The 24,042-nt window shown below is 67.4% G+C and carries 20 protein-coding genes; 8 read left to right on the top strand and 12 right to left on the bottom strand.

The features are described from left to right. Positions 1–51: 51 nt before the first annotated feature. Both sufB and B9Y64_RS02465 read right to left on the bottom strand, forming a co-directional pair. Positions 52–1,527 (bottom strand): Fe-S cluster assembly protein SufB, encoded by a 1,476-nt coding sequence (gene sufB, locus B9Y64_RS02470; RefSeq protein WP_100439362.1) that lies wholly within the window; start codon positions 1,525–1,527, stop codon positions 52–54. Between the two features lie 18 nt (positions 1,528–1,545). Continuing rightward, a complete protein-coding gene (locus tag B9Y64_RS02465) occupies positions 1,546–2,001 on the bottom strand; it encodes an SUF system Fe-S cluster assembly regulator (RefSeq protein WP_049414161.1) in 456 nt (151 codons plus the stop codon). Between the two features lie 208 nt (positions 2,002–2,209). On the opposite strand from B9Y64_RS02465, the gene B9Y64_RS02460 reads away from it, so the two are divergent. Then, the gene (locus tag B9Y64_RS02460; RefSeq protein ID WP_012479369.1) at positions 2,210–2,677 is read left to right on the top strand and encodes an SET domain-containing protein; all 468 of its coding nucleotides are present in this window, start codon (positions 2,210–2,212) and stop codon (positions 2,675–2,677) included. Positions 2,678–2,749: 72 nt separating this feature from the next. Here B9Y64_RS02460 and B9Y64_RS02455 read toward each other — a convergent pair whose 3' ends face one another. The 4 genes from B9Y64_RS02455 to B9Y64_RS02440 form a co-directional block, all read right to left on the bottom strand. Further along, entirely contained in the window at positions 2,750–3,346 is a 597-nt protein-coding gene (locus B9Y64_RS02455; RefSeq protein ID WP_005408439.1) for a DUF1439 domain-containing protein, read from the bottom strand. A gap of 82 nt (positions 3,347–3,428) precedes the next feature. Continuing rightward, positions 3,429–3,968 (bottom strand): hypothetical protein, encoded by a 540-nt coding sequence (locus B9Y64_RS02450; protein ID WP_100439361.1) that lies wholly within the window; start codon positions 3,966–3,968, stop codon positions 3,429–3,431. A 56-nt stretch (positions 3,969–4,024) separates the two neighbouring features. Continuing rightward, positions 4,025–4,333, bottom strand: a complete 309-nt coding sequence (locus tag B9Y64_RS02445; protein WP_100439884.1) for a DUF3861 family protein — start codon at positions 4,331–4,333, stop codon at positions 4,025–4,027. A gap of 296 nt (positions 4,334–4,629) precedes the next feature. Beyond that, positions 4,630–5,028 (bottom strand): HU family DNA-binding protein, encoded by a 399-nt coding sequence (locus B9Y64_RS02440; RefSeq protein WP_100439360.1) that lies wholly within the window; start codon positions 5,026–5,028, stop codon positions 4,630–4,632. Between the two features lie 372 nt (positions 5,029–5,400). Here B9Y64_RS02440 and B9Y64_RS02435 point away from each other — a divergent pair, with 372 nt between their 5' ends. Further along, the gene (locus tag B9Y64_RS02435; RefSeq protein ID WP_005408443.1) at positions 5,401–5,832 is read left to right on the top strand and encodes an OsmC family protein; all 432 of its coding nucleotides are present in this window, start codon (positions 5,401–5,403) and stop codon (positions 5,830–5,832) included. A gap of 81 nt (positions 5,833–5,913) precedes the next feature. Here B9Y64_RS02435 and B9Y64_RS02430 read toward each other — a convergent pair whose 3' ends face one another. Continuing rightward, positions 5,914–6,792, bottom strand: a complete 879-nt coding sequence (locus B9Y64_RS02430) for a PhzF family phenazine biosynthesis protein (protein ID WP_100439359.1) — start codon at positions 6,790–6,792, stop codon at positions 5,914–5,916. A gap of 103 nt (positions 6,793–6,895) precedes the next feature. Further along, positions 6,896–7,771 carry a PhzF family phenazine biosynthesis protein gene (locus B9Y64_RS02425; protein ID WP_100439358.1) on the bottom strand — a complete coding sequence of 292 codons (876 nt, stop codon included), beginning with the start codon at positions 7,769–7,771 and terminating at the stop codon, positions 6,896–6,898. Positions 7,772–7,846: 75 nt separating this feature from the next. Between B9Y64_RS02425 and B9Y64_RS02420 the strand changes: the two genes are divergently transcribed. From B9Y64_RS02420 to B9Y64_RS02405, 4 genes are all read left to right on the top strand, one after another. Beyond that, positions 7,847–10,441: a bifunctional aspartate kinase/diaminopimelate decarboxylase gene (locus B9Y64_RS02420; protein ID WP_100439357.1), complete on the top strand. Its 2,595-nt coding sequence runs from the start codon at positions 7,847–7,849 to the stop codon at positions 10,439–10,441. A gap of 76 nt (positions 10,442–10,517) precedes the next feature. After that, the gene (gene murL, locus B9Y64_RS02415) at positions 10,518–11,870 is read left to right on the top strand and encodes a UDP-N-acetyl-alpha-D-muramoyl-L-alanyl-L-glutamate epimerase (protein WP_100439356.1); all 1,353 of its coding nucleotides are present in this window, start codon (positions 10,518–10,520) and stop codon (positions 11,868–11,870) included. After that, positions 11,851–13,260 carry a UDP-N-acetylmuramoyl-L-alanine--D-glutamate ligase gene (gene murD / locus B9Y64_RS02410; RefSeq protein ID WP_100439355.1) on the top strand — a complete coding sequence of 470 codons (1,410 nt, stop codon included), beginning with the start codon at positions 11,851–11,853 and terminating at the stop codon, positions 13,258–13,260. Before murL ends, murD begins: the two co-directional genes overlap by 20 nt. 98 nt (positions 13,261–13,358) lie before the next feature. Then, positions 13,359–13,892, top strand: coding sequence for a hypothetical protein (locus tag B9Y64_RS02405; protein ID WP_100439354.1), 534 nt, complete (start codon positions 13,359–13,361; stop codon positions 13,890–13,892). Positions 13,893–13,987: 95 nt separating this feature from the next. On the opposite strand, the gene B9Y64_RS02400 is transcribed toward B9Y64_RS02405, so the two are convergent. Next, positions 13,988–14,581 carry an SMI1/KNR4 family protein gene (locus B9Y64_RS02400; RefSeq protein WP_100439353.1) on the bottom strand — a complete coding sequence of 198 codons (594 nt, stop codon included), beginning with the start codon at positions 14,579–14,581 and terminating at the stop codon, positions 13,988–13,990. A 132-nt stretch (positions 14,582–14,713) separates the two neighbouring features. Here B9Y64_RS02400 and B9Y64_RS02395 point away from each other — a divergent pair, with 132 nt between their 5' ends. After that, on the top strand, positions 14,714–15,499 hold the full coding sequence (locus B9Y64_RS02395) for a dienelactone hydrolase family protein (protein WP_100439352.1): 786 nt from the start codon (positions 14,714–14,716) through the stop codon (positions 15,497–15,499). 168 nt (positions 15,500–15,667) lie between these two features. On the opposite strand, the gene B9Y64_RS02390 is transcribed toward B9Y64_RS02395, so the two are convergent. Beyond that, positions 15,668–16,666: a polyprenyl synthetase family protein gene (locus B9Y64_RS02390; RefSeq protein ID WP_100439351.1), complete on the bottom strand. Its 999-nt coding sequence runs from the start codon at positions 16,664–16,666 to the stop codon at positions 15,668–15,670. 214 nt (positions 16,667–16,880) lie between these two features. Here B9Y64_RS02390 and B9Y64_RS02385 point away from each other — a divergent pair, with 214 nt between their 5' ends. Beyond that, positions 16,881–18,494, top strand: coding sequence for an alpha-glucosidase family protein (locus B9Y64_RS02385; RefSeq protein WP_100439350.1), 1,614 nt, complete (start codon positions 16,881–16,883; stop codon positions 18,492–18,494). 256 nt (positions 18,495–18,750) lie between these two features. Here B9Y64_RS02385 and B9Y64_RS02380 read toward each other — a convergent pair whose 3' ends face one another. Together B9Y64_RS02380 and B9Y64_RS02375 are read right to left on the bottom strand one after the other, a co-directional pair. After that, complete coding sequence (locus B9Y64_RS02380) at positions 18,751–21,507, bottom strand: TonB-dependent receptor (protein WP_162292360.1); 2,757 nt, start codon at positions 21,505–21,507, stop codon at positions 18,751–18,753. Positions 21,508–21,794: 287 nt separating this feature from the next. Next, positions 21,795–23,861, bottom strand: coding sequence for a glycoside hydrolase family 97 protein (locus B9Y64_RS02375; protein WP_100439349.1), 2,067 nt, complete (start codon positions 23,859–23,861; stop codon positions 21,795–21,797). Between the last annotated feature and the right edge of the window lie 181 nt (positions 23,862–24,042).

The following is a 24,042-nucleotide window of genomic DNA, read 5'->3' as shown; positions in this document are numbered from 1 at the left end:
CCGTGGCCCGCCGGTAAAGAGAATGCGTTTGCGAGGGGCAGGGGCGGGCGGTCAGCCCACCGAACCTTCCAGCGAGACTTCCAGCAGCTTCTTGGCTTCCACCGCGAACTCCATCGGCAGTTCGCGGAACACCTGCTTGCAGAAGCCGTCGACGATCATCGACACCGCGTCTTCCTGGCTGATGCCACGGGCGCGGCAGTAGAACAGCTGGTCATCGGAGATCTTGGAGGTGGTGGCCTCGTGCTCGACGGTGGCAGCCGGGTTCTTCACCTCGATATAGGGGAAGGTGTGCGCGCCGCACTGCTTGCCGATCAGCAGCGAGTCGCACTGGGTGTAGTTGCGTGCGCCGTCGGCGTTGCGATCCACCTTCACCAGGCCGCGGTAGGTGTTCTGGCCGCGGCCGGCGCTGATGCCCTTGCTGACGATCTTGCTCTTGGTGCGCTTGCCGACGTGGATCATCTTGGTGCCGGTGTCGGCCTGCTGGCGGTGATGGGTCAGCGCGACGGAGTGGAACTCACCGACCGAATCGTCGCCGAGCAGCACGCACGACGGGTACTTCCAGGTGATCGCCGAGCCGGTCTCGACCTGGGTCCAGGTGACCTTGCTGCGCGCGCCGCGGCATTCGGCACGCTTGGTGACGAAGTTGTAGATGCCGCCGACACCGTTCTCGTCGCCCGGATACCAGTTCTGCACCGTGGAGTACTTGATCTCCGCATCCTCCAGCGCGACCAGCTCGACCACTGCGGCGTGCAGCTGGTTCTCATCGCGCATCGGCGCGGTGCAGCCTTCCAGGTAGGAGACGTAGGCCTTGTCCTCGCACACGATCAGGGTGCGCTCGAACTGGCCGGTGTGGCCGGCGTTGATGCGGAAGTAGGTGCTCAGTTCCATCGGGCAGCGCACGCCCCTGGGAATGAACACGAAGCTGCCATCGGAGAACACTGCCGAGTTCAGCGCGGCAAAGTAGTTGTCACCCACCGGCACCACGGTGCCCAGGTACTGGCGCACCAGCTCAGGGTGTTCCTTGATGGCCTCGGACATCGAGCAGAAGATGACGCCCTTCTCGGCCAGTTCCTTGCGGAAGGTGGTGCCGACGGATACCGAGTCGAACACCGCGTCCACCGCCACGCCGGCCAGCTTGGCGCGCTCGTGCAGCGGCACGCCCAGCTTGTCGTAGGTGTCGAGCAGTTCCTTCGGCACGTCATCCAGCGAGGCGTACTTCGGGCCCTTCGGCGCGGAGTAATAGCTGAGCGCCTGCAGGTCGATCGGTGCGATCTCCAGCTTGGCCCAGTCCGGCATCGGCATGGTCAGGAAGTGGCGGTAGGCGTCCAGGCGCCACTGCGTCATCCACTCCGGCTCGTCCTTCTTGGCCGACAGGGCGCGGATGGTGTCCTCGTCCAGGCCCGGCGGCAGGGAGTCCGATTCGATCTCGGTGATGAAACCGGCCGAATACTTGCGGCCGAGCTGCTCGTGGATCTCGCGGTTGGGGGTGTCGTCGTGGGCGACGTTTTCGATGGTTTCGGTGGCCATGGGAGGGCTGCCTACGGATCAGGAGACGACGTCGACAGCGATGGTGCGGCGCTGTTCGTCATCGGCAAGGGGAAGGGGGGGCAGGATCTGCGCAAGGCTGACATCGCGCAGGGCCTCGGAGACCACGTCGTTGATCAACCGCCAGCTGCTGCGCGCGCCGCACTTGGGCGCCATGCCGCACTGATGGTGGTCGTGGCTGCATTCGGTCAGGGCCAGCGGCCCTTCCATCGCTTCGACCACTTCGAACAGCGAGATCTCGATGGCCGGGCGGGTCAGCCGGTAGCCGCCACGGACGCCGCGCAGGCCTTCGACCAGGCCGGCCTGGGCCAGCGGCTTGAGGACCTTGCTGACGGTGGGCGGCTCCAGACCGGTGAATTCGGCCAGCTCGGTCGCGCTCAGCACTTCGCCCGGACGGGCGGCGAGCACGGTCAGCACGACGGTGGCGTAATCGGTGAGTTTGGTGACGCGCAACATGGGGATGCGAGTGGTTCGTAAAGCGGACTGAAATTGTACGCTTTTATTCGCCACCATCCAACCCGGGCATTCAGCCGGCGCTGGGGGCAGGCCGGGAGGACGCGCCGGGCCGTTGCCAGGGCGCAATGCTGCGCCAACGGGGTGATTTTCGCAATCACCCGGAATGGGCGAGAATCCCCGTTCCATTCGCTGCAAACAGCCCGTGCCGATGCCGAAGAAGATCCAAGCCCGCAAGTCCGCCATCCATGGCAACGGCGTGTTCGCCGTGGCCCCGATCAAGCAGGGCGAGCGTGTGATCCAGTACAAGGGCCTGCTGCGCAGCCACGGCGACGTCGATGCCGATGACAGCGGTGATGTCGAAAGCGGCCATACCTTCCTGTTCACCCTCAACGACGACTGGGTGATCGATGCCAACTACAAGGGCAACGATGCGCGCTGGATCAACCACAGCTGCGACCCGAACTGCGAGGCGGTGATCGAGGAAGACGAAGACGGCGACAGCCGTGGCGACAAGGTGTTCATCGAAGCGCTGCGTGACATCAAGGCCGGTGAGGAACTGACCTACAACTACGGCATCACCCTGGCCGAGCGCCACACCGCCAAGCTGAAGAAGATCTGGGAGTGCCGCTGCGGCTCGCCCAAGTGCACCGGCACCATGCTGCAGCCCAAGCGCTGACCCGTACCGGGTAGTGCCGGCCGCTGGCCGGCACGCACGTGAAACGAGTGCCGGCCAGCGGCCGGCACTGCCTCATTTGCCCAGCACGCCTGCCGGCACCAGGTTGCCCAGGTTCTGGTTGAAGGTGACCACCAGCTTGCCGTTCTTCACCTGTGCCGACTGCACCTGCAGGGCGCCGAGCACCCCGGCCACGGCCGGGTCCAGCTTGTAGATGGGTTCGCGCTGGGCGTAGTCGCTCAGCCACGCATTGAGCAGGCCACGGGTGCGCGAGTCGAGGCGGCCGCCCTGGTTGGCCGGGGTGAAGTCATCCACGCTTGGCTGCTGCAGGTGGAAGCCCTGGGTCTGCGCGTCGTAGCGCAGGCCGCTGCTGAGCTTCACGGTACCCAGTTTGGCCGGGTTGCCGCCGGCGGTGGCCAGGGCCACGTCCATGCCCAGGTTCAACCGCTCGCCGGCCGGAAGGCTCAGCTGCGGGTGGCTCATGGTCAGGGCGATCAGGCCGCCGAGGGCATCCTGGGTGCGAGGGAAGCTGCCATCGAGGTACTGCTGGACGTCGCTGGCACCCACCGACAGTTCGCGGCCGGAAATGGAGGGAGCTGCCTGCGCACCGATCGCAGCGGCGATCAGTACGGTGGAGGCCGCGAGGCGGGTCATCAGGGAACGCAGGCGCATGACGGTGACCGGTGGGTAGGGAATGGATGGATCAAAGAGTAGCCGCGCAGGCTGAATCGCGCGTGCATGCGGCTGCAACGGTTCAGTCCAGCGTTGGACGCAGTTGCGCCGACTGGATCTGCCAGGCGCTGCCATCGCTGCTGGGCTGCACGCGGTACCAGCCGCCGAAGCGGAACGTGCCGTTGGCGGTGACCGCACGGATCTGCACCGGCACTTCAAGCAGCTGCGGTGGCTGCCGGTCGTCGCGGGCGATCGGGGTATCGCTGTGCAGGCGCAGGGTGCGCAGGTCCTGCAGCTGCCGCAGCGCGGCGTCGTCCGCATGCCGCGGGTCGCCGGGTGGGATCGACCAGGCGGCATCGCTGGCGGCGCGGTCGCGGTTGAGCAACGCCGCCACGTAGCGGTTGAGCATCGTTGATGGCGGCTCGGCACCGTCGGCGACGGCGGACAGCAGCGGCATTCCGCTTGCCTGCAGGGCTGTGGGATCTGGGCCGGTGCTGGCGCCTGCTGCGGCGGTGGCGGCGACGGGAGCGGACGCGGCCGCGACATCGTCAGTCGTCTGTGCTGCCGGGCGCGAGCAGCCCAGCAGCACCAGTGGCGCAATCAGGAACAGGATCCTGCGCATGTCCGCCTCCTCCCCGAGGCAACCTGGAGGGCGGCAGTGTAGCGATTGCGCAGGGATCAGCGGGAGGAGGGCAGCTGCTCCAGCGCGTCCAGGGCCGGCAGGACCTGGGCGGCGATGGCCGCCAGTGCGTGGCCTTCGGTCTCGGCATGGTGCTGCACGATGTCGCGCAGCAGCTGGGTGGCGATCACCAGGGTCGCGCGCTCGTCGCCGCTGATGCCGGCGGTACGGGGGGCCGCCTCCAGCAGGCGCATCAGGTCGCGGCTGGCGCGGTGTTCCAGTTCGATGGTGCAGCGCCCGGTGCACTGCAGCCCGTCCTTTTCGATGGGGGTCACCGAGATCCGGTAGCGGGTGGAGGGGCTGGCCATGAGGGTGTGCTCGCCGTAGCTGTGGAGGATGTGCCCACCATAGGCAAGGCCACGGCCGGCGGCGACGGCCGGCGCTGCACGCAGTGTTCCACCCGGTACGTTCCAGGGCCTGCCCAGGCCGCGCCCGGCCAATGGCGGCGGGCTTGAGCGGGGATTTCCCAGTAAGCGGCAACGCTGTGTTGCGGATTGCCCCAGGGCGGCGCATCCACCCATGGCGTGGATCTGGTGCCGGGCACGCGCAAAAAAAAACGGGACGGCCAGAGCCGTCCCGTCGGAATCCGCGTTGGGGCGCGCGCTTACAGCGCGGCGTCCTTCAGCTTCTTCAGCGGACGCACTTTCAGCTTGGTGGTGGCCGGCTTGGCGGCGAACCACTGCTCTTCCTTGGTGAACGGGTTGATGCCCTTGCGCTTCGGCTTGGCCGGCACATTGACGGTGGTGATCTTCAGCAGGCCCGGCAGGGTGAAGGAGCCAGCGCCCTTCTTGTGCACCGAGGAGGCGACGGCGCCTTCCAGCGAGGCGAGCACAGCGCGGACGTCCTTGGCGATGACGCCGGAGGCTTCAGCGATGTGTGCAACCAGGCCGGACTTGGTCAGCACTTCCTTGATCGGCTTCGGAGCGGCCGGCTTGGCGGCTGCCTTCGTCGCGACTTTCTTCACTGCCTTCTTCGGGGCAGCCTTCTTAGCGGTCTTTGCCATGGTTTCCTGTTCCGTGAACGGTTGGTTGTTTGGTCGGCGCCGAACCCCGTCGGCAAGCGCAATGTAGGGCAACTCTCGGGCGCCGCCAATAGCCCGAAGCGCGGAAAGTGCATGTTTTTTCATATCCAGGCCGATTCAGTACATGGCCGGCGGTGGGGGATGGGGGCGCGGCAGCGTGTTCGATGGCCGGTGCCTGTCCATCGGTGGAGTGCGCGAAACCACTGAAAACAAGAGGAAAATGCGTTCCGGGCTGGCGAGGAAGTGTCCACCTGCCGGGTTCGGGGGCGACTGCCGGCGTGCGGCGGAGCGACGCGGGCCTAACGCATGGCGTGCGAGGGTGACCGTTCATCACCGCCACGCAGGAGCAGCACAATGGGAATCTCGCGACATGCCACCGCGCACTGGGAAGGCGATCTGAAGTCGGGCAAGGGGCAGTTGAGCACGCCGCAGAGCGGGCTGCTGGACAAGACCCGCTACGGCTTCAACAGCCGCTTCGGCGACGAGAAGGGCACCAATCCGGAAGAGCTGATTGCCGCCGCGCACGCGGGGTGTTTCACCATGGCGCTGTCGGCCAAGCTCGGCGAGGCCGGCTTCACCCCGACTTCGCTGGATACCGAAGCCAAGGTCGACCTGTCGCTGGAAGGCGGTCCGCAGCTGTCGCAGATCCGGCTGAAGGTGAAGGCGGTGGTGCCCGGCATCGATGCGACGCAGTTCCGTGCCATTGCCGATGATGCCAAGCAGAACTGCCCGGTGTCCAAGGCGCTCAGCGCAGTGCCGATCAGCCTGGAAGCCGAGCTGGGCTGACCGCCCGTAGAGCCGAGCCCACGCTCGGCTGCTTTACTGAGCGCGAAAGCAGCCGAGCATGGGCTCGGCTCTACAACGCTGTCACCAATCGAGGGTGCCGGAGATCACGGTCTGCACCTGGCCACCGGACCAGACCTCACCGTCCTCATCCACCAGCAGGGTCAGGCGCGCATCGTGGCCGACTTCGCGGCCCTGGCTGACTTCGAAAGGTTCACGGCCACGGGGCAGGGCATCGCGCAGGTCAAGCCACGCGGCCAGCACTGCGTTGGCGGCACCCGAGGCGGCATCCTCGAAGCGCCGGCCATTGCCGACGAAGGCGCGTACTGCCAGATCGAATCCCTCGCGGCCATCGCTGAAGGCATAGGCGAACACGCCCATGCTGTCGGTGGACTCGGCCAGCGCAGCCACCGCATCCCAGTCCGGGCGAAGCGCGCGCAATGCAGCCTCATCGGCCACCTGCACCACCCACCAGCTGCGTCCGCCCTGCATGCGCGCCGGCGGCAGCGTGCCCAGTGGCCAGTCCTTCAGCGCGGCCTGCAGGCGCGGATCGGTGGCTTCAGCGGTCTCGGCCAGCTGCGCGCGCGGGGTGCGGATGGCGATGCGCTGCTGCGCGCCCTCACCGCTGACGCGCAACGGCAGGGCACCGGCAATGCCGTCCTGCACCAGCACACCATCGATCGGTGTGGCCAGGCCTGCCTGCAGCACCGCATGCGCGGTGCCGACGCTGGGGTGGCCGGCGAACGGAACCTCCTTCTGCGGGCTGAACATGCGCAGCCGGTAGCTGGCACCGGCGGCCTGCGGCGGGAACACGAAGGTGGTCTCGGGCAGGCGCGTCCAGCGGGCGATGGCCTGCATGCTGGTGTCGTCCAGGCCATCGGCATCGAGCACCACGGCCAGCGGATTGCCAGCGCCAGCGCGCGGGGAGAACACATCCAGCTGCAGGAAACGGCGGGTGGTCATCAGGGCAGGAGCTCCAGTAATCGATGGCGCGCAGCTTAGCGTGTAGCGCCGAACCCATGCTCGGCTGCTGTTTGATCGGGCGCAGCCGCGCATGGGCCCGGCTCTACAGCCAGCTCACATGGCCGTCGATGACCGGCTGCACCTGGCCGCCGATCCACACCGTGCCCTGCGCATCGACCTGTACCTGGACGCGGCCGTCGCGGCCGACTTCGCGGCCCTGGCTGGCCACGTAGCGGCCCTCGCTGCCGGGCAGGGCGTCGCGCTGACGCAGCCAGGCACCGATCAGGGCATTGGCGCTGCCGGTGACCGGATCTTCCGGCACGCTGGCCGCATCGGCGGGGCAGAACGCGCGTACCACGCGGGTGTGGCCGGTGCCCGCTTCGTCGGCGAACACCGCCACGCCGGTGGCATCGGTCGCAAGGCTCCAGTCGCGCAGGGCGGTCATGTCCGGCGCCAGGTCGCGCACGGCCGCAGCATCGCGCAACGGCAGCAGCCACCAGCGTGCACCGTTGTCCCACAGTTCGGGTCGCTGCCCACTGGCAGCCAGTGCCAACAATGCTTCAGGTGCGCCATCTGCGGGCGTCGCCAGCTGCCGGGCCGGCGGGCTGGCCAACTGGATGTTGAGCGCCTCGGCCGGGCCGCTGACCCGTACCGGCAGCAATCCCGCTGCGCACTGCTGCAGCAGGGCGCCGTCGCGCGGTCGGGCCAGGCCGCAGCTCACCGCAGCCCAGGCCGCGCCGACGCTCGGGTGGCCGGCAAACGCCAGCTCGCGGGTCGGGGTGAAGATGCGGATGTGGTAGTCGGCGCCGGGCGCGCTGGGGCGCAGGAAGAACACCGTCTCGGACAGGTTCAGCCAGGCGGCCAGGGCCTGCATCTGGCTGCTGGAGAGCGCGTCGGCGTCCAGGATGGCGCCCAGTGGATTGCCGCTGCCGGGGCGGGGGGCGAAGACATCGAGCTGCAGGTAACGAAGGACGGCCATCTACGGGGATATTGCGCTTAGAATCAAAGGTTCCGCCCCCAGGGGCGGCTTCCCCACATTCTACATAGCCAATCCATGTCAGCTTCCCCCCTTGTCGATCGTTGGATCGTACTGAAGTTCGGCGGCACCTCGGTGTCGCGTCGTCACCGCTGGGACACGATCGGGAAGCTGGCGAAAAAACGCGCGGAAGAGACCGGATCACGCGTGCTGGTGGTGGTTTCGGCACTGTCCGGGGTCACCAACGAACTGACTGCGATTGCCGATGGCGCGCCGGACAGCCGTGATCGCGTGGCGGCGCTGGTCGAGCGCCATGAGGCCTTCCTGGCCGAGCTGGGCCTGGGCCGCGAGGTACTGGCCGAGCGTCTGGCGGCGCTGCAGGGCCTGCTGGACGACCCGCGTGCGGCCACCCGTCCGCTGCAATGGCAGGCCGAGGTACTGGGCCAGGGCGAGCTGCTGTCCTCTACCCTGGGCGCGGCCTATCTGCATGCCTCGGGCCTGGACATGGGCTGGATGGACGCGCGCCAGTGGCTGGACGCGATGCCGCCGCAGCCGAACCAGAGCGACTGGTCGCAGCGCCTGTCGGTGAACTGCCAGTGGCGTGCCGACGCGGAGTGGATGCAGCGTTTCCGCGCGCAGCCGACCCGCCTGCTGATCACCCAGGGCTTCATTTCGCGGCATGCCGATGGGGGTACCGCCATCCTCGGCCGCGGTGGCTCGGATACCTCGGCGGCGTACTTCGGTGCACTGCTCGGCGCCAGCCGCGTGGAGATCTGGACCGATGTGCCGGGCATGTTCAGTGCCAACCCGAAGGACGTGCCGGACGCGCGCCTGCTGACCCGGCTGGACTATTACGAGGCGCAGGAAATCGCTACCACCGGCGCCAAGGTGCTGCATCCGCGCTCGATCAAGCCGTGCCGCGATGCCGGCGTGCCGATGGCCATCCTCGATACCGAGCGCCCGGAACTGCCGGGTACCAGCATCGATGGCAGCGCTGCACCGGTGCCGGGCGTGAAGGCGATCAGCCGCCGCAACGGCATCGTGCTGGTGTCGATGGAAGGCATCGGCATGTGGCAGCAGGTCGGTTTCCTGGCCGATGTGTTCAACCTGTTCAAGAAGCACGGCCTGTCGGTGGACCTGATCGGTTCGGCCGAGACCAACGTCACCGTGTCGCTGGACCCGTCCGAGAACCTGGTCAACACCGATGTGCTGGCCGCGCTGTCGGCCGACCTGTCGCAGATCTGCAAGGTGAAGGTGATCGTGCCGTGCGCGGCGATCACCCTGGTTGGCCGTGGCATGCGTTCGCTGCTGCACAAGCTGTCGGACGTGTGGGCCACCTTCGGCCGCGAGCGCGTGCACATGATCTCGCAGTCGTCCAATGACCTGAACCTGACCTTCGTCATCGACGAGGCCGATGCCGATGGCCTGCTGCCGATCCTGCATGCCGAGCTGATCGACAGCGGTGCGATGCCGGTGGAAGAGACCGAAGTGTTCGGCCCGCGCTGGCGCGAGATTGCCGGCACCGTGCGCCCGCGTGGTACGCCGTGGTGGCGGGGCCAGCGTGCGCACCTGCTGCAGCTGGCCGATGCCGGTACGCCGCGCTACGTCTACCACCTGCCGACGGTGCGCGCCCGCGCCCGCGCGCTGGCCGCGATCAAGCCGATTGACCAGCGCTACTACGCGATCAAGGCCAACAGCCACCCGGCCATCCTGCAGCTGCTGGAAGCCGAGGGCTTCGGCCTGGAGTGCGTGTCGCACGGTGAGCTGAAGCATGTGTTCCAGCACCTGCCGGAACTGTCGCCCAAGCGCGTGCTGTTCACTCCCAGCTTCTGCCCGCGCAGCGAGTACGAGGCGGCGTTCGCGCTCGGCGTGACCGTGACGGTCGACAACGTCGAAGCACTGCAGCGCTGGCCGGACCTGTTCCGCAACCGCGAGCTGTGGCTGCGCGTCGATCTGGGCCGGGGCGAAGGTCATCATGCGAAGGTCCGTACCGGCGGCAAGGACTCCAAGTTCGGCCTGCCGATCGCCCGCGTCGACGAGTTCGTGCGCGCGGCCACCGATCTGGGCAGCCGCGTGGTCGGCCTGCATGCGCACCTCGGCAGCGGTGTCGAGACCGCGCAGCACTGGCGCCTGATGTGCGATGAGCTGGCCGGTTTCGCCCGCCGCATCGGCAGCGTGCACACCATTGACATTGGTGGCGGCCTGCCGATTCCGTATTCCGCCGAGGACGAGCCGTTCGACCTGGATGCCTGGGCCGCCGGCCTGGCCGAGGTCAAGGCGCTGCATCCGGCGTTCCGGCTGGCGATCGAGCCGGGCCGCTACCTGGTGGCCGAGTCGGGCGTGCTGCTGACCCATGTCACCCAGGTGGTGGAAAAGGAGGGCGTGCGCCGCGTCGGCCTGGATGCCGGCATGAATGCACTGATGCGGCCGGCCCTGTACGACGCCTGGCACGACATCGAGAACCTCAGCCGCCAGGGCGGTTATGCCGAAGCGGCGTTCGATGTGGTGGGCCCGATCTGCGAATCCAGCGATGTGTTCGGCAAGCGCCGCAAGCTGCCGGTGTCGACCGCACCGGACGACGTGATGCTGATCGCCGACGCCGGCGCCTACGGCTATTCGATGGCCAACACCTACAACCAGCGGATGCTGCCGCGCGAAGACGTGATCGAATGATCACCGCGCGCGCCCTGCACCCGCCCACCGACACGCCCCGCGCCATCGCGCGGGCCCGTGCCTGACCGGATACACCATGACTGCTTTCGACAAACACCAGGTTTCCCGCTTCCGCTTCGTCCGCTGCGAATTCGCTGCGGAGACCGGCGTGGCCAAGCTGGTCTACGCCTTTGATGATGGCCCGGAGATGGTGGAGACCATCACTGTGCCGGGCGCCCCGTTCGTGCTGGACACGGCGCGAACCGCGGCGGTGCAGCGCGCGCTGCAGCTGCTGCACCTGATCGCTGGTGTCAGCTACTACAAGGCGGGCGTGCCGGAGACGGTCAGCATCGACAGCTACGCCATCGATGCCGATACCGCTGCGCTGGTGGAAACGGTCTATCTCAACGGCCTGGGTGAATTTGCGTACCGCAACGGCCTGAACCTGCGCGGGCGTTTCCGCCTGCCGGTACAGGGCGACGCGCTGCAGGCGCCGGCACTGGGCCTGCAGCCGCACGCGCTGGTGGCGATCGGTGGCGGCAAGGATTCGCTGGTCAGCATCGAAGCGCTGCGCCGTGCCGGCGTGGACGAGACGGTGACCTGGATCGGTGGCTCGCAGCTGATCCGCGCCTGTGCCGAGCGTACCGGCCTGCCGACGCTGAACCTGGGCCGCGCGCTGGCGCCGGAACTGTTCGAGCTCAACCGCCAGGGTGCCTGGAACGGCCATATCCCGGTCACCGCAGTGAACTCGGCGATCATGGTGCTGGCCGCGCTGCTGCAGGGCGTGGACCAGGTGGTGTTCTCCAACGAGCGTTCGGCCAGCTACGGCAGCCAGATTCCGGGCACCGGCGAAGTGAACCACCAGTGGTCCAAGGGCTGGGCGTTCGAGCAGGCCTTCGGCCGCCATGTGCAGAAGCAGGTGGCGGCGGACCTGCAGTACTACTCGTTGCTGCGCCCGATGTCCGAGCTGGCGGTGGCCCGCCAGTTCGCCAAGACCGATTTCTACGACGCGCACTTCTCCAGCTGCAACCGCAACTTCCACATCCTCGGCGAGCGCCCGGTGAATCGCTGGTGTGGCGTCTGCCCGAAATGCCATTTCGTGTTCCTGGCGCTGGCCCCGTTCATGCCCAAGACGCGCCTGGTGCGCATCTTCGGCCGCAACCTGCTGGATGATGCCGAGCAGGCCGGTGGCTTCGATGCGCTGCTGGAATTCCAGGACCACAAGCCGTTCGAGTGCGTCGGCGAAGGCCGCGAATCGCGTGCGGCGATGGCGACCCTGGCACAGCGCCCGGAGTGGAAGGAAGACGTGCTGGTGAAGCGCTTCTGCAATGAGATCCAGCCGCAGCTGGATGCCGCCGAGCTGGAACTGGCACCGCTGCTGCAGCTGCAGGGCGAGCATCGCGTTCCGGCTGCGCTGTGGGAACGGGTGCGTGAAGATTTCGAAGCTTGAAGGAAAGCGGGTCGCGCTGTGGGGCTGGGGCCGTGAGGGCCGCGCCGCGTTTGCGGTGCTGCGTGAGCGCCTGCCCACGCTGCCGCTGAGCCTGTTCTGCCCGGCGGCCGAGGCCGAGGCCGCGCGTGCGGAAACGCAGGGTGCTCTGGATGTCCGTGGCGAGCCCTCGGCTGAGGCGCTGGCCGCGTTCGACGTGGTGATCAAATCGCCCGGTATCAGCCCCTACCAGCCGATCGCAGTGGCGGCGGCAGGGCAGGGCACCGCCTTCATCGGTGGCACCGCGCTGTGGTTTGCCGAACACGCGGCCGACGATGGCATCGTGCACGACACCGTGTGCGTGACCGGCACCAAGGGCAAGAGCACTACCACGGCCCTGGTCGCACATCTGCTGCGTGCCGCCGGCCACCGTACCGGCCTGGTCGGCAACATCGGCCTGCCGCTGCTGGAAGTGCTGGATCCGCAACCCGCGCCCGAGTACTGGGCAGTGGAGCTGTCCAGCTACCAGACCGGGGAAGTGGCGCGCAGCGGCGCCCATCCGCAGGTGGCGGTGGTGCTGAACCTGTTCCCGGAACACCTGGACTGGCACGGCAGCGAACAACGCTACATCGACGACAAGCTGCGGCTGGTGACTGAAGCCGCACCGCGCATTGCCGTGCTCAATGCCGCCGATCCGCACCTGGCCGCGCTGTCGCTGCCCGACAGCGAGGTGGTCTGGTTCAACCAGCTGCAGGGCTGGCATATGCGTGGCGATGTCGTGCATCGCGGCGGGCAGGCGGTGTTCGATACCCGCAATACGCCACTGCCGGGCCGCCACAACCGCGGCAACCTTTGCGCGGTGCTGGCCGCGCTGGAAGCGTTGGGGCTGGATGCAGTGGCGCTGGCACCCGCGGTGCAGGACTTCCGTCCGCTGCCCAACCGCCTGCAGCGGATCGGCGTCGCCGATGGCCTGACCTACGTCAACGATTCGATCAGCACGACGCCGCATGCCAGCCTGGCCGCGTTGGAGTGTTTTGCCGGGCAGCGCATCGCGCTGCTGGTGGGCGGGCACGACCGTGGCCTGGACTGGACCGATTTCATGCAGCACATGGCGCACGATGTGCCCCCGGTGGAGATCGTGACCATGGGCAGCAACGGTCCGCGCATCCACGCCATGCTGCAGCCGTTGGCCGAGGCCGGTCGCTTCGGCCTGCATGCCGCCGGCGATCTGCCGGAAGCGATGGCCCTGGCGCGCAGCGCGCTGGGTACGCAGGGTGGGGTGGTGCTGCTGTCGCCGGGCGCACCGAGCTTTGGTGCCTATCGTGATTACGTGGCGCGTGGCCGTCATTTCGCCGAACTGGCCGGGTTCGACCCGGACAGCATCAGTGCGATTCCGGGGCTCGGCATCGGGTAGTCCCGGACTGGGGGTCGGATCCCTTCCCACAGGAAAGGGCTCTGACCCCGGTATGGACTTACCATGGGTGCACTCCCCGGACGGACCCGGACACCCGCATGTGCACCTTCATCACTCTGTTGCTGCCCACGTCGTTTGCGCAAGTTGAAGCCACCGCGATCATGGAGCGCAGCGGCCGGCGTCTGTTCGTGCAGGATTCTCCCAGCCTGCAGTCAGCGGTCGGACCCGGTTGGCAGCCGTGGCTGAGTACCGCGCACTGCGATTGCGGTACGGCGCTGGCCTCGTCGCATGCCGAGCGGGAGTGGAAGGGCGATGCTGAGCGCTGGCGGAAGAGGGGCTGGAGCGAAGCCAAGATTGCCCGTGCGCGGGCCGAGCAGTCGGCGCGGCATGAGCAGGATCAGCAGATGCGCCACGATGAAGCGCTGGGCGACGCTGGCCAGTGGCTGCAGCGCATCGATGCCCTGCTGCAGTCCGGTGCCGCGCGTATCGGCCTGCTGGTGCGCGACTACAACGGTGCGGTGGGTGCCCGGCAGTCGAAGCCGCCGGAACGCAACTGGTCGCGGGATCAGCTGGATGCAGGGGATCTGCTGGCGTTCGCGCCGGGCACGTTGCATTGGATCGGGCGCGGATGAAACCCCGTGATCCAGCGGGGTCGGATCCCTTTCCGCAGGAAAGGGATCCGACCCCGGATTGATCCTGCACGCCTCCATCCACGCATGGCGTGGATCTACAGTTCCTCGTCGATGAACGCGTAGCCGCCGTCGATCAGCTGCTGCAGATAGGCATCGAAGCTGGGTGCGATCACCGCGTAGCTGTCCGGGTCGTGCAGGTAGCGCACCACCTGGCCGGCGGTGCCGCCCGGTGCCGGATCGAAATCCAGATACAGCATCGAGGTGCCGCCATTGTTCATGCAGTGCGAGAAGCACAGGCGGCGGTTCATCGCCAGGTCGGCATCGATGCCCTCGCCGAGGATCTCCGGTTCGTCATCCAGCCACTCTTCGTAGATCGAACGGATGCTATCGTCCCACTGCTGCTGGTCCTCGAAGATCTGTGCCACCGAGCGCAGGTAGTACGGATAGCCGCCGTCCTCGACGTCCGAGCCGAGCATCAGCACGCAGACCTCAGCGCCGGGATACTCGCGGAAATGGGTGCCATCCACGCGCGACAGCAGCGCGACCAGGCTGTCCGGCACCTGTGGCCACTGCGTGCGCAGGCGCTGCAGGTCTTCGGTGCTGGCACCCTGGACGTGGGCCCATTGCGCGGCATCGTCAGCAGGCAAGCGCGGAACCAGGCCAGACAGAAAGCGATCAACAAGATTCATGCGTCAAAAAGGGGACGGAGGGGATTAAGTCGTATCCAACCACACCTGCGTCACGCCGCCAATGCAGAATGCGACGCGGGAGGGGCGATTACGGCTTAATCCCCTCCGTCCCCTTTTTTGCGGAGCAGGCGCATGAATCGTTGGCGATGGGGTGTGGCGGTGATGCTGGGGCTGGCGGCGATGCCGGCGTGGGCGGCGATGAAGACGCAGCCGGTGGAGTGGAAACACCAGGGCACGACCTTCAGTGGTGTGCTGGTCTATGACGATGGTGGGCATGGCAAGCGCCCGGGCCTGGTGATGGTGCCGAACTGGAAGGGTGTGAACGAGTCGGCGGTGGAGAAGGCCAAGCAGCTGGCCGGCGATGACTATGTGGTGCTGGTGGCCGATGTCTACGGCAAGGGCGTGCGGCCGAAGACGGATGCCGAGGCCGGGCCGGTGGCCAGCAAGCTGCGCAACGACCGTCCCCTGCTGCGTGCACGCGCGCTGGAGGCGGTGAACGTGCTCAAGGCGCAGGCTGGCAAGGCGCCGCTCGATGCCAGCCGGATCGGCGCGGTGGGCTTCTGCTTCGGCGGCACCACCGTGCTCGAACTGGCCCGTGCCGGTGCGCCGCTGGCGGGCGTGGTCAGCCTGCACGGCGGGCTGGGCTCGCCGCTGCCGGCACAGGCCGGTGGTACGCACCCCTCGGTGCTGGTGCTCAACGGTGCCGACGACAAGAGCGTGACCGCCGAGGACATCGCCGGTTTCCAGAAGGAAATGAACGCGGCCAAGGTCGATTGGGAATTCACCAATTACAGCGGCGCGGTGCACTGCTTCGCCGAGCGCGATGCCAACAGCCCGCCGGGCTGCCAGTACAACGAGCGCGCGGCCAAGCGCGCGTGGAAGGCGCTGGATGAATTCTTCGAGGAGCGCTTCCGGTAATCAGACGCGTGCCGACCAACGGTCGGCACCCACCGGAATGCCGGTTTGATGGGTGCCGACCGTTGGCCGGCACGCCTTAATGCCGGTTTGGTGGGTGCCGACCGTTGGTCGGCACGCCTTAATGCCGGTTTGGTGGGTGCCGACCGTTGGTCGGCACGCCTTCAGCCATCAATGCGAGCGCTGCACCGCGTAGCGGGCCAGGCCGCGCAGGGCAGCCACAGCGTCGTTGTCGCCCAGGCCGTCGAGCGCACGCTCCGCACTCTCGGCATATTCCTCGGCACGCGCGCGGCTGTATTCCAGCCCGCCGGTGGCGCGGATCGCGGCCAGCACTTCCGGCATCGCCGAGGCATCGCCGTCCTGCACGATGGTGCGCAGGCGCTCGCGGGTGGCGTCGTCGGAGTGGGCCATCGCGTGGATCAGCGGCAGCGTCGCCTTGCCCTCGGCAAGGTCGTCGCCCAGGTTCTTGCCCAGTTCCTCGGCGTTGGCCGAGTAGTCCAGCACGTCGTCGGCGATCTGGAACGCGTAGCCTAGGTGCATGCCGTAGTCGAACAGGGCCTGCTGGGTCGCTTCATCCACGCCGCTGGCCAGTGCGCCCAGGCGGGTGCCGGCGGCGAACAGCACCGCGGTCTTGCGCTCGATCACGCGCAGGTAGGCGGCTTCGTCGGTATCCGGGTTGTGCACGTGCAGCAGCTGCAGCACTTCACCTTCGGCGATGCGGTTGGTGGCATCGGCCAGGATCTGCATCACCGGCATGCGCTCCAGCTCGACCATCAGCTGGAAGCTGCGCGAGTACAGGAAGTCGCCGACCAGCACGCTGGGCGCGTTGCCCCACAGCGCGTTGGCGGTGCTGCGGCCACGGCGCAGGCTGGATTCGTCCACCACGTCGTCGTGCAGCAGGGTGGAGGTATGGATGAACTCGATGATCGCCGCCAGCTGGTGGTGCTCCGGGCCGGCCTGGCCGACCGCATGGCCAGCCAGCATCACCAGCATCGGGCGCAGGCGTTTGCCGCCGGCGGAGATGATGTGGTCGGCGATCTGGTTGATCAGCACGACGTCCGAGGACAACCGGCGCCGGATCAGGGCGTCGACGGCGGCCATGTCGGCCGCGGCAAGCGACTGGATCTGGGGCAGGCCCAGGGCGGGACGGGTGTCTTCAGTGATGGTCATGCGATCAGGCTTTCAGGCTCACCACCGATTATAGGCGCTGGCCGTGAATTCGGGCGCAAACCGGTCTGGCCGGCGTTCCCGGCCCGGCCAACGCTGCCGCCCGCGTGAATACGTATGCAGGTTGCGCCATGCCCGCGGGGCCGCCGCTAAGCTTGCCGGGTCAGGATTTCGGCCCGCTGCCGGCGGGTCCCGCATGCCCGGAGGGGGGCTGTCGATGTCGCACTATCCATGGTGGCGCGGAGCCGTCATCTACCAGATCTACCCGCGCAGCTACCTTGATGCCAACGGCGATGGGGTGGGCGACCTGCCGGGCATCATCCAGCGCCTGGACCACATCGCCACACTGGGCGTGGATGCGATCTGGATCTCGCCGTTCTTCAAGTCGCCGATGGCCGACTTCGGCTACGACATCGCCGACTACCGCGACGTCGACCCGCTGTTCGGCAGCCTGGACGACTTCGACCGCCTGCTCGCCAAGGCCCACGGCCTGGGCCTGAAGGTGATGATCGACCAGGTGCTGAGCCACACCTCGATCGAGCATGCCTGGTTCCGCGAGAGCCGCCAGGACCACAGCAACCCGAAGGCGGACTGGTATGTCTGGGCCGACCCGCGCGAGGACGGCACCCCGCCCAACAACTGGCTGTCGCTGTTCGGCGGCTGCGCCTGGCAGTGGGAGCCGCGCCGCGAGCAGTACTACCTGCACAACTTCCTGGTCGACCAGCCGGATCTGAACTTCCATCACCCGGATGTGCAGCAGGCCACCCTGGACAATGTGCGCTTCTGGCTGGAGCGCGGCGTGGATGGCTTCCGCCTGGATGCGATCAACTTCTGCTTCCACGACGCACAGCTGCGCGACAACCCGGCCAAGCCCGCCGACAAGCGGGTGGGGCGCGGTTTCAGCCCGGACAACCCGTACGCCTACCAGTACCACTACTTCAACAACACCCAGCCGGAGAACCTGCCGTTCCTGGAGCGCCTGCGCGCGCTGCTGGACCAGTACCCGGGGGCGGTCAGCCTGGGCGAGATTTCCTCGGAGGACTCGCTGGCGACCACCGCCGAGTACACCCGCGATGGCCGCCTGCACATGGGCTACAGCTTCGAGCTGCTGGTGAACGACTACAGCGCGGCCTACATCCGCGATACGGTCTCGCGCCTGGAAGCGGTGATGACCGAAGGCTGGCCGTGCTGGGCGGTTTCCAATCACGACGTGGAGCGGGCGGTCAGCCGCTGGGGTGGGCACCCGGCCGACCCGCGGCTGGCGCGGATGCTGGTGGCGATGCTGTGCTCGCTGCGTGGCTCGGTCTGCCTGTACCAGGGCGAGGAGCTGGGCCTGGCCGAGGCCGAGGTGCCGTTCGAGGCCCTGCAGGACCCCTATGGCATCACCTTCTGGCCGAACTTCAAGGGGCGCGATGGTTGCCGTACCCCGCTGCCGTGGACCGATGCGCCGCTGGCCGGCTTCACCTCCGGCAAGCCGTGGTTGCCGATTCCGGCCGAGCACCGGGCGGCGGCGGTGGCTGTGCAGGAGCGCGATCCGCACTCGGTGCTGGCGGCCTTCCGGGCCTTCCTGGCCTGGCGGCATACCCAGCCGGCCCTATTGCATGGCAGCATCAGATTCATCGAAAGCGCCGAGCCAGTGCTGCTGTTCGAGCGTATGCTTGCAGATGAAACCCTCCTGCTGGCCTTCAACCTGTCGGCCGAGGCGGTGACCCATCCGCTGCCACCGGGCAACTGGCAGCAGGTGGCGGTGCCGGGCCCGGATGCAGGCACGGTGCAGGGTGATGTACTCCAGCTGCCGCCGCGCGCGGTGTATTGCGCCCGACGCAGCTGACCGTTTTCTCCGGTGGCGGTACTTGCGGGGACGGGGCCGAAGCGCCCCGTCCCTTTTTTGTGGGTGAGCTTCCGGCGAAAGGCATCCACGCATGGCGTGGATCTACCCAGCGACACCCCAACCAGTAGATCCACGCCATGCGTGGGTAGGCCTTGCCGACCAACGGCCGGCATGCGCGCAAAAGAAAACCCGCTGCCTGCGCAGCGGGTTTCCGATGGGTCGTTGCCGGCCAGCGGCCGGCACTACCCGGTCGTGGTTAGAACTTGTAGTTCACGCCCAGCATGTAGGTGCGGCCCCACTCGATGTACTCCAGCGGGCGGTCCTTGCTGCCGGCGTAGGTGCGGTACGGTTCGTTGGTCAGGTTGCTGCCCTGCAGCAGCAGGGTCAGGCCACGCAGCGTGCTGCTGTCGCTGAAGGTGTAACTGACCTGCGCATCGGTCACGTTCTCGCCGACGACGTAGCGCAGGCTGCGGTTGCCGTTGAAGTTGCCGATCTCACCGATGAAGTCCGAACGTCGGCGCTGGCTGACGCGTGCTTCAAAGCCGCTGCGCTCGTAGTACGCGGTGAAGTTGTACACGCGCTTGGACAACCCCGGCAGGCTGATCGGGTCACTGCCCACGCTGGAGGCGCTCTCCGGATCCAGGATGGTGATGTCGCTCTTGTTGAAGGTCGCGCTGGCCTGCACGCCGAAGCCACGCAGGCTGTCGGTCAGCATGTCCAGCGGGAACGACGCGGTCAGCTCCAGGCCCTTCAGCGTGCCGCCCTTGCCGTTCTGCGGTGCGGAGAAGGTGCCGGTGGTCAGCACCGGCGAGGTCATGCCCGGCGGCGGTACGTAACTGCCCAGCAGCGAGGTGAAGTCGTAGTTGTCGACCGACTGGGTGTAGACGTAGCTCTTCAGGTCCTTGTAGAAGATCGCCGCCGCCACGTAGGCCTTCTCGCCGAAGTACTTCTCGTAGGACAGATCCAGCGCGGTGGCACGCCACGGGTCCAGCAGCGGATTGCCGCCGCTGCCGCCGGGGCGGCCGGTGCCGGTATCCACGCCGAACTCCAGGCCGGCACGCATCTGGTCCACGCGCGGGCGTGCGACCTGCTTGGCGGCGGCGAAGCGCAGCGTCTGCTGGTGCGGGAACATGAAGGCCAGGTTCAAGCTCGGCAGCCAGTCGTTGTAGGTGCGGCCGTTCGAGTAGGGCTGCACGTTGTTGCCGGCCGCCTGCGAGCTGTCCCAGTAGCGCGAATCCGAACTCTGGTCGGTGTGCTGCATCTGCACGCCGATGTTGCCGCGCACGCCGACCTCGCCGATGTCGGTGTTGATGTTCAGGCGTGCCCATGCCGTGGTGATCTTCTCCTGCACCGACCACGACTTGGGAATCAGGTAGTCCAGGTTGTCGACCGGGTTGAAGGTCATGTAGCGGCCCACCGCGGCCGGTACGTTCCAGGCCGGAATGGTGCCGAGGCCGGCGAAGCCCAGGTTCACCGGGCGGTACTGCAGGTCCGGGGCGATGTTGGCGTCGCCCTGCGCGCCGAGCAGGATGTTGCCTTCGGACTGGGTCTTCACCTTGCGGCGGTCGGCGTAGTTCACGCCGATGTCGATGTCCGGCGCCCACGAGGCGATGGCATCGGGCAGGGCGATGGTGGCGGCCAGCTTGCCCCCCTTCAGGCGGTCTTCCACCTGCGGCACCTTGCCGTAGCCCGAACCGTAGATGGTATTGGTCAGGAACAGGGCATCGGGGTTGGAATAGTTCAGCCCCGGGCTGATCTGCGAGAAACCATCCTGGCGGATCGCCACGCCGATCGTATCCAGCTGCGGCATCGGGGTCAGCTGCAGGTTGTTTTCCAGGTTCAGCTCGTCGCGCGTGGCCTTGGAGTAGTTCAGGTCGGCGACCAGCTTGACGCCACCGAAGTTGAACTCGTTGTTCCAGCCGAACGCATCGATCTTGTCCTTGCGCTTGTTGTACATGCCGCGCACCAGCGGATAGACGCCGCTGGCGGTGCCGCCGGTGAACGAGCCGTTGGCGTTGACCTGCGGGTTGCTGACCAGCAGGCCCGGGGAGTAGTTGCCGTTGTAGTTGCTGAGGTTCAGCTCGAACTGGTTGGCGGTGTCGATCTGCTCGGCTTCGGTGTGGAACGCGTCGAAGGTGCTGGTCCAGCTGTTGTTCGGCCGGAACTGGATCGTGGCCATCACGCCGTCGCGCTTGTTGTTGCCGGTGCGGCGCAGCGCCTTGATGCCGTCGGAGAAGTAGGTGCCGGCGCCCACGCCCGGGCGGTCGCCCTTGTCGGTGTGCTCGGTGGTCCACGGCTCGTACAGGCCGACCTGGTTTTCCTGGATGGGCATGTCGCTGTGCGCGTAGCCGATGGCGATGCCCAGGGTCTTGTCCAGGAACTGGTCGATGTAGCTGGCGCTGAAGCGGTTGCCGTACGGGTCGACGTTGGCGGCACGGCCCAGCGAACTCTTCTGGTAGCGGCCACTGACCGCGATCACGCGCTCGCCGAAGCTGAGCGGGCGTGCGGTCTGCATGTCGATGGTGCCCGACAGGCCCTGGCCGACCAGCGCGGCATCCGGGGTCTTGTACACGGTCACGCCGTTGACCAGCTCGGACGGGTACTGGTCGAACTCGACGCCACGATTGTCGCCGGTGCTGACCACTTCACGGCCATTGAGCAGGGTGGTGGCGAAGTCCGGCGACAGGCCGCGCACGCTGATCACCTGCGCACGTCCGGCCACACGCTGGGCGGCCAGGCCGGGCAGGCGCGAGATGGATTCGGCGATGCTGACGTCGGGCAGCTTGCCGATGTCTTCAGCGGAGATCGCTTCGACCACCGAGGTGGCGTCCTGCTTGACCGCGATCGCGCTCTCGATGCCGCGGCGGATGCCGGTGACCTGCACCGTGTCCAGGTTGGTGGCGGCGGTTCCCGTAGGTGTGGTGGTGCTCTGCGTGGACTGTGCCGACGCCAGCGTCGGCGCCAGCACAACGGCCAGCGCGAGACTCAGCGCACTGCGCTTGTGGTTCAACATTTTCCCCTCCCAGGCAATGTTGCAGATCGATTCGTGGACGTCCCGGCGTGACCGTGGACGTGCGACGCGGTGGCCGCTGTCGTCGCCGCTATGGTAGGCAGCGCGTTCTTCGCGGGAATCACCCTGCATACGTATTCAATGGCGCATGCAGGGGTGTAATCGCTTTCAGGTGTCTCGTTCTATAGAGCCGAGCCCACGCTCGGCTGCCGTACCGGTGCTGTGCACCGCCGCCCGAGCATGGGCTCGGGCGCTACAGAGGGGCGTGCTGGCCGGCACTACCGGCGCATTCACAGCGGGGTGAAGCGGATCGCCTGCCCACCGCCCGGTGCCAGCACCAGGGTCAGCCGGTCAGCGCTGGTCACCTCGCGGGTTTCGCGTGCGAACGCGAACGGATTGCTGCGGAAATCAGCGCCTTCGCCATCGCGGTAGATTTCGGCGCGATAGCGTACGCCCGGCTCCAGGAAGCCCAGCGACACCGGCAGCACGCGGCCGTGTTCATCCGTGATGCTGCCGAGGAACCAGTCGCGGCTGTTGCGGTCGCGGCGCACGATCGTCACGTAGTCGCCCACTTCGCCATCGAGCACGCGGCTCTGTTCCCAGTCCACCGCCACGTCTTCGATGAAGCGGAACGCCTCGCGATGCTGCAGGTAGTGCTCGGGCAGGTCGGCGGCCATCTGGATCGGGCTGTACAGCACCACGTACAGGGCAAGCTGGCGGGCCAGCGTGCTGGGGATGGCCTGGCCGTGGCGGCCCTTCAGGCTGAGGATGCCGGGGGTGTAATCCATCGGCCCGGCCAGCATGCGGGTGAACACCAGGTTGACCTCGTGCTCCGGCGGATTCGGCGGCTGGCCCCAGGCGTTGTATTCCATGCCGCGGGCACCTTCGCGCGAGATCCAGTTGGGGTAGGTGCGGCGCAGGCCGGTGTCCTTGATCGGCTCATGCGGGTTCACCGACAGGTGACGGCGCGCGGCCTCCTGCACCACCTTCAGATGATGGCGGGCCATGAACTGCCCGTCGTGCCACTCGCGCCACAGTGGGCCCCCTGCAGGATTGCGGCGGTCGACCTGGCCGTCGTCGCAGACGTACCCGGTCTTGAACTGGTCCACGCCCAGTCGCGCATACAGGTCCAGTGCGGCACCCAGCTGGTCCTCGTAGTGCTCGATGGCGCAGCCGGTTTCGTGGTGGCCGATCAGGTGCACGCCCTTCTTCAGCCCGTACGCCGACAGTGCTTCGATATCGAAGTCGGGCGTGGCGCGGGTGAAATCGAAGTCGTAGCCGTTGCCGACCCAGTTGCCGTCCCAGCCTGGATTCCAGCCTTCCACCAGTACGCCACGGAAGCCGTGTGCGGCGGCGAAGTCGATCACCTTCTTCGTCTTGGCGGTGGTGGCCGCGTGCTTCGGTCCGGTCGCCCAGCTCTCGTTGTCCAGGTGCATCGACCACCACACGCCGAGGTACTTGGCCGGCTTCACCCAGCTCACATCGCCCAGCACATTGGGCTCGTTGAGGTTGAGGATCAGGTCTGATTCGACCAGGCCACCGGCACGGTCGGCAATCTGCAGCGTGCGCCACGGCGTGGCGAAGGGCAGGGTGCGGCGCACCTTCCAGCCTTCGGCCGAGGGCGACAGCTGCGCGCGCAGGCGTTGTCCGTCGGTGCGGCGCAGCCACATGCCCGCATAGTCCACCAGTGCGGCTTCGTGGATGGCCACGTGCAGGCCATCGCGGCTGCGCAGGGTCATCGGTGTATGCACCAGCGGCACCTCGCGCAACGGCGTGCGCTGGTACAGGTATTCGTAGTGGATCGGTTCGCCGGCGGGGATCCACCAGGCGGTGGAATCCTGCGCGACGGCGAACTCGGTCAGTTCGTCATCGATGATCGCCTCGCGGAGATCCGGTTGTTCGGGAAACACATAGCGGAAGCCGAGGCCATCGTCGTAGACGCGGAACACCACATCCAGCCGCCGCTTGCTGCCGGTGGTTTCGGCCAGCTGCACGGTCAGCTCGTTGAAGTGGTTGCGGGTGAGCCGGCGCTCGCCCCACGGCTGCTCCCAGCGCTCATCGACGCTGCGCCGCCGCTGGCCAAGCAGGGCGAAATCGCGATCCAGGCGGCCGTCGCGCAGGGCGAAGCCGAGCTTTGAATCCTCCACCACGGGCTCGCCGAAGCGCTCGACGCGGTAGCGCGCGGTGCCGCCATCCAGCACCAGGCTGACCTTGAGTACCTTGCCCGGTGATTCGACGCTGGCTACCTGTGGCGCGGCCTGTGCCAGCGTGGCCCACCCCAGCAGGGCCAGGCCGAGCATGGGCGCGAACACGGTGCGTGCAAGCACCGCGCGTACAGCAATGGGTGACATCGGCATTTCCCCTCCCAAGGCGCCGTTGGCAGACCCGGACCATAAGCCAGCGCGGCAGGCGCGCTACCGCGTGGCGCCATGAATACGTATGCAGCTGGACGCAGCCGACAGCCCCGCGTCTACCATGGGGCCAAGGCACCTTGAGGGAGGGGCCGCGCCCGTCTGCCGGCAACGGTGGTGCGGACCT

Source organism: Stenotrophomonas maltophilia (assembly GCF_002799245.1).
Taxonomy (GTDB): domain Bacteria; phylum Pseudomonadota; class Gammaproteobacteria; order Xanthomonadales; family Xanthomonadaceae; genus Stenotrophomonas; species Stenotrophomonas maltophilia_S.
This window is presented reverse-complemented; position numbering and strand designations above follow the sequence as displayed.

Excerpts from the sequence above, each read along its gene's own strand:
- B9Y64_RS02395 (WP_100439352.1), top strand. The coding sequence starts at position 14,714 with ATGAATCGTTGGCGATGGGGTGTGGCGGTGATGCTGGGGCTGGCGGCG.
- B9Y64_RS02390 (WP_100439351.1), bottom strand. The coding sequence starts at position 16,666 with ATGACCATCACTGAAGACACCCGTCCCGCCCTGGGCCTGCCCCAGATC.
- B9Y64_RS02425 (WP_100439358.1), bottom strand. The coding sequence starts at position 7,771 with ATGGCCGTCCTTCGTTACCTGCAGCTCGATGTCTTCGCCCCCCGCCCC.
- sufB (WP_100439362.1), bottom strand. The coding sequence starts at position 1,527 with ATGGCCACCGAAACCATCGAAAACGTCGCCCACGACGACACCCCCAAC.
- B9Y64_RS02420 (WP_100439357.1), top strand. The coding sequence starts at position 7,847 with ATGTCAGCTTCCCCCCTTGTCGATCGTTGGATCGTACTGAAGTTCGGC.
- murL (WP_100439356.1), top strand. The coding sequence starts at position 10,518 with ATGACTGCTTTCGACAAACACCAGGTTTCCCGCTTCCGCTTCGTCCGC.
- B9Y64_RS02450 (WP_100439361.1), bottom strand. The coding sequence starts at position 3,968 with ATGCGCAGGATCCTGTTCCTGATTGCGCCACTGGTGCTGCTGGGCTGC.
- B9Y64_RS02400 (WP_100439353.1), bottom strand. The coding sequence starts at position 14,581 with ATGAATCTTGTTGATCGCTTTCTGTCTGGCCTGGTTCCGCGCTTGCCT.
- B9Y64_RS02465 (WP_049414161.1), bottom strand. The coding sequence starts at position 2,001 with ATGTTGCGCGTCACCAAACTCACCGATTACGCCACCGTCGTGCTGACC.
- B9Y64_RS02375 (WP_100439349.1), bottom strand. The coding sequence starts at position 23,861 with ATGCCGATGTCACCCATTGCTGTACGCGCGGTGCTTGCACGCACCGTG.
- B9Y64_RS02385 (WP_100439350.1), top strand. The coding sequence starts at position 16,881 with ATGTCGCACTATCCATGGTGGCGCGGAGCCGTCATCTACCAGATCTAC.
- B9Y64_RS02440 (WP_100439360.1), bottom strand. The coding sequence starts at position 5,028 with ATGGCAAAGACCGCTAAGAAGGCTGCCCCGAAGAAGGCAGTGAAGAAA.
- B9Y64_RS02435 (WP_005408443.1), top strand. The coding sequence starts at position 5,401 with ATGGGAATCTCGCGACATGCCACCGCGCACTGGGAAGGCGATCTGAAG.
- B9Y64_RS02380 (WP_162292360.1), bottom strand. The coding sequence starts at position 21,507 with ATGTTGAACCACAAGCGCAGTGCGCTGAGTCTCGCGCTGGCCGTTGTG.
- B9Y64_RS02405 (WP_100439354.1), top strand. The coding sequence starts at position 13,359 with ATGTGCACCTTCATCACTCTGTTGCTGCCCACGTCGTTTGCGCAAGTT.
- B9Y64_RS02460 (WP_012479369.1), top strand. The coding sequence starts at position 2,210 with ATGCCGAAGAAGATCCAAGCCCGCAAGTCCGCCATCCATGGCAACGGC.
- B9Y64_RS02430 (WP_100439359.1), bottom strand. The coding sequence starts at position 6,792 with ATGACCACCCGCCGTTTCCTGCAGCTGGATGTGTTCTCCCCGCGCGCT.
- B9Y64_RS02455 (WP_005408439.1), bottom strand. The coding sequence starts at position 3,346 with ATGCGCCTGCGTTCCCTGATGACCCGCCTCGCGGCCTCCACCGTACTG.
- B9Y64_RS02445 (WP_100439884.1), bottom strand. The coding sequence starts at position 4,333 with ATGGCCAGCCCCTCCACCCGCTACCGGATCTCGGTGACCCCCATCGAA.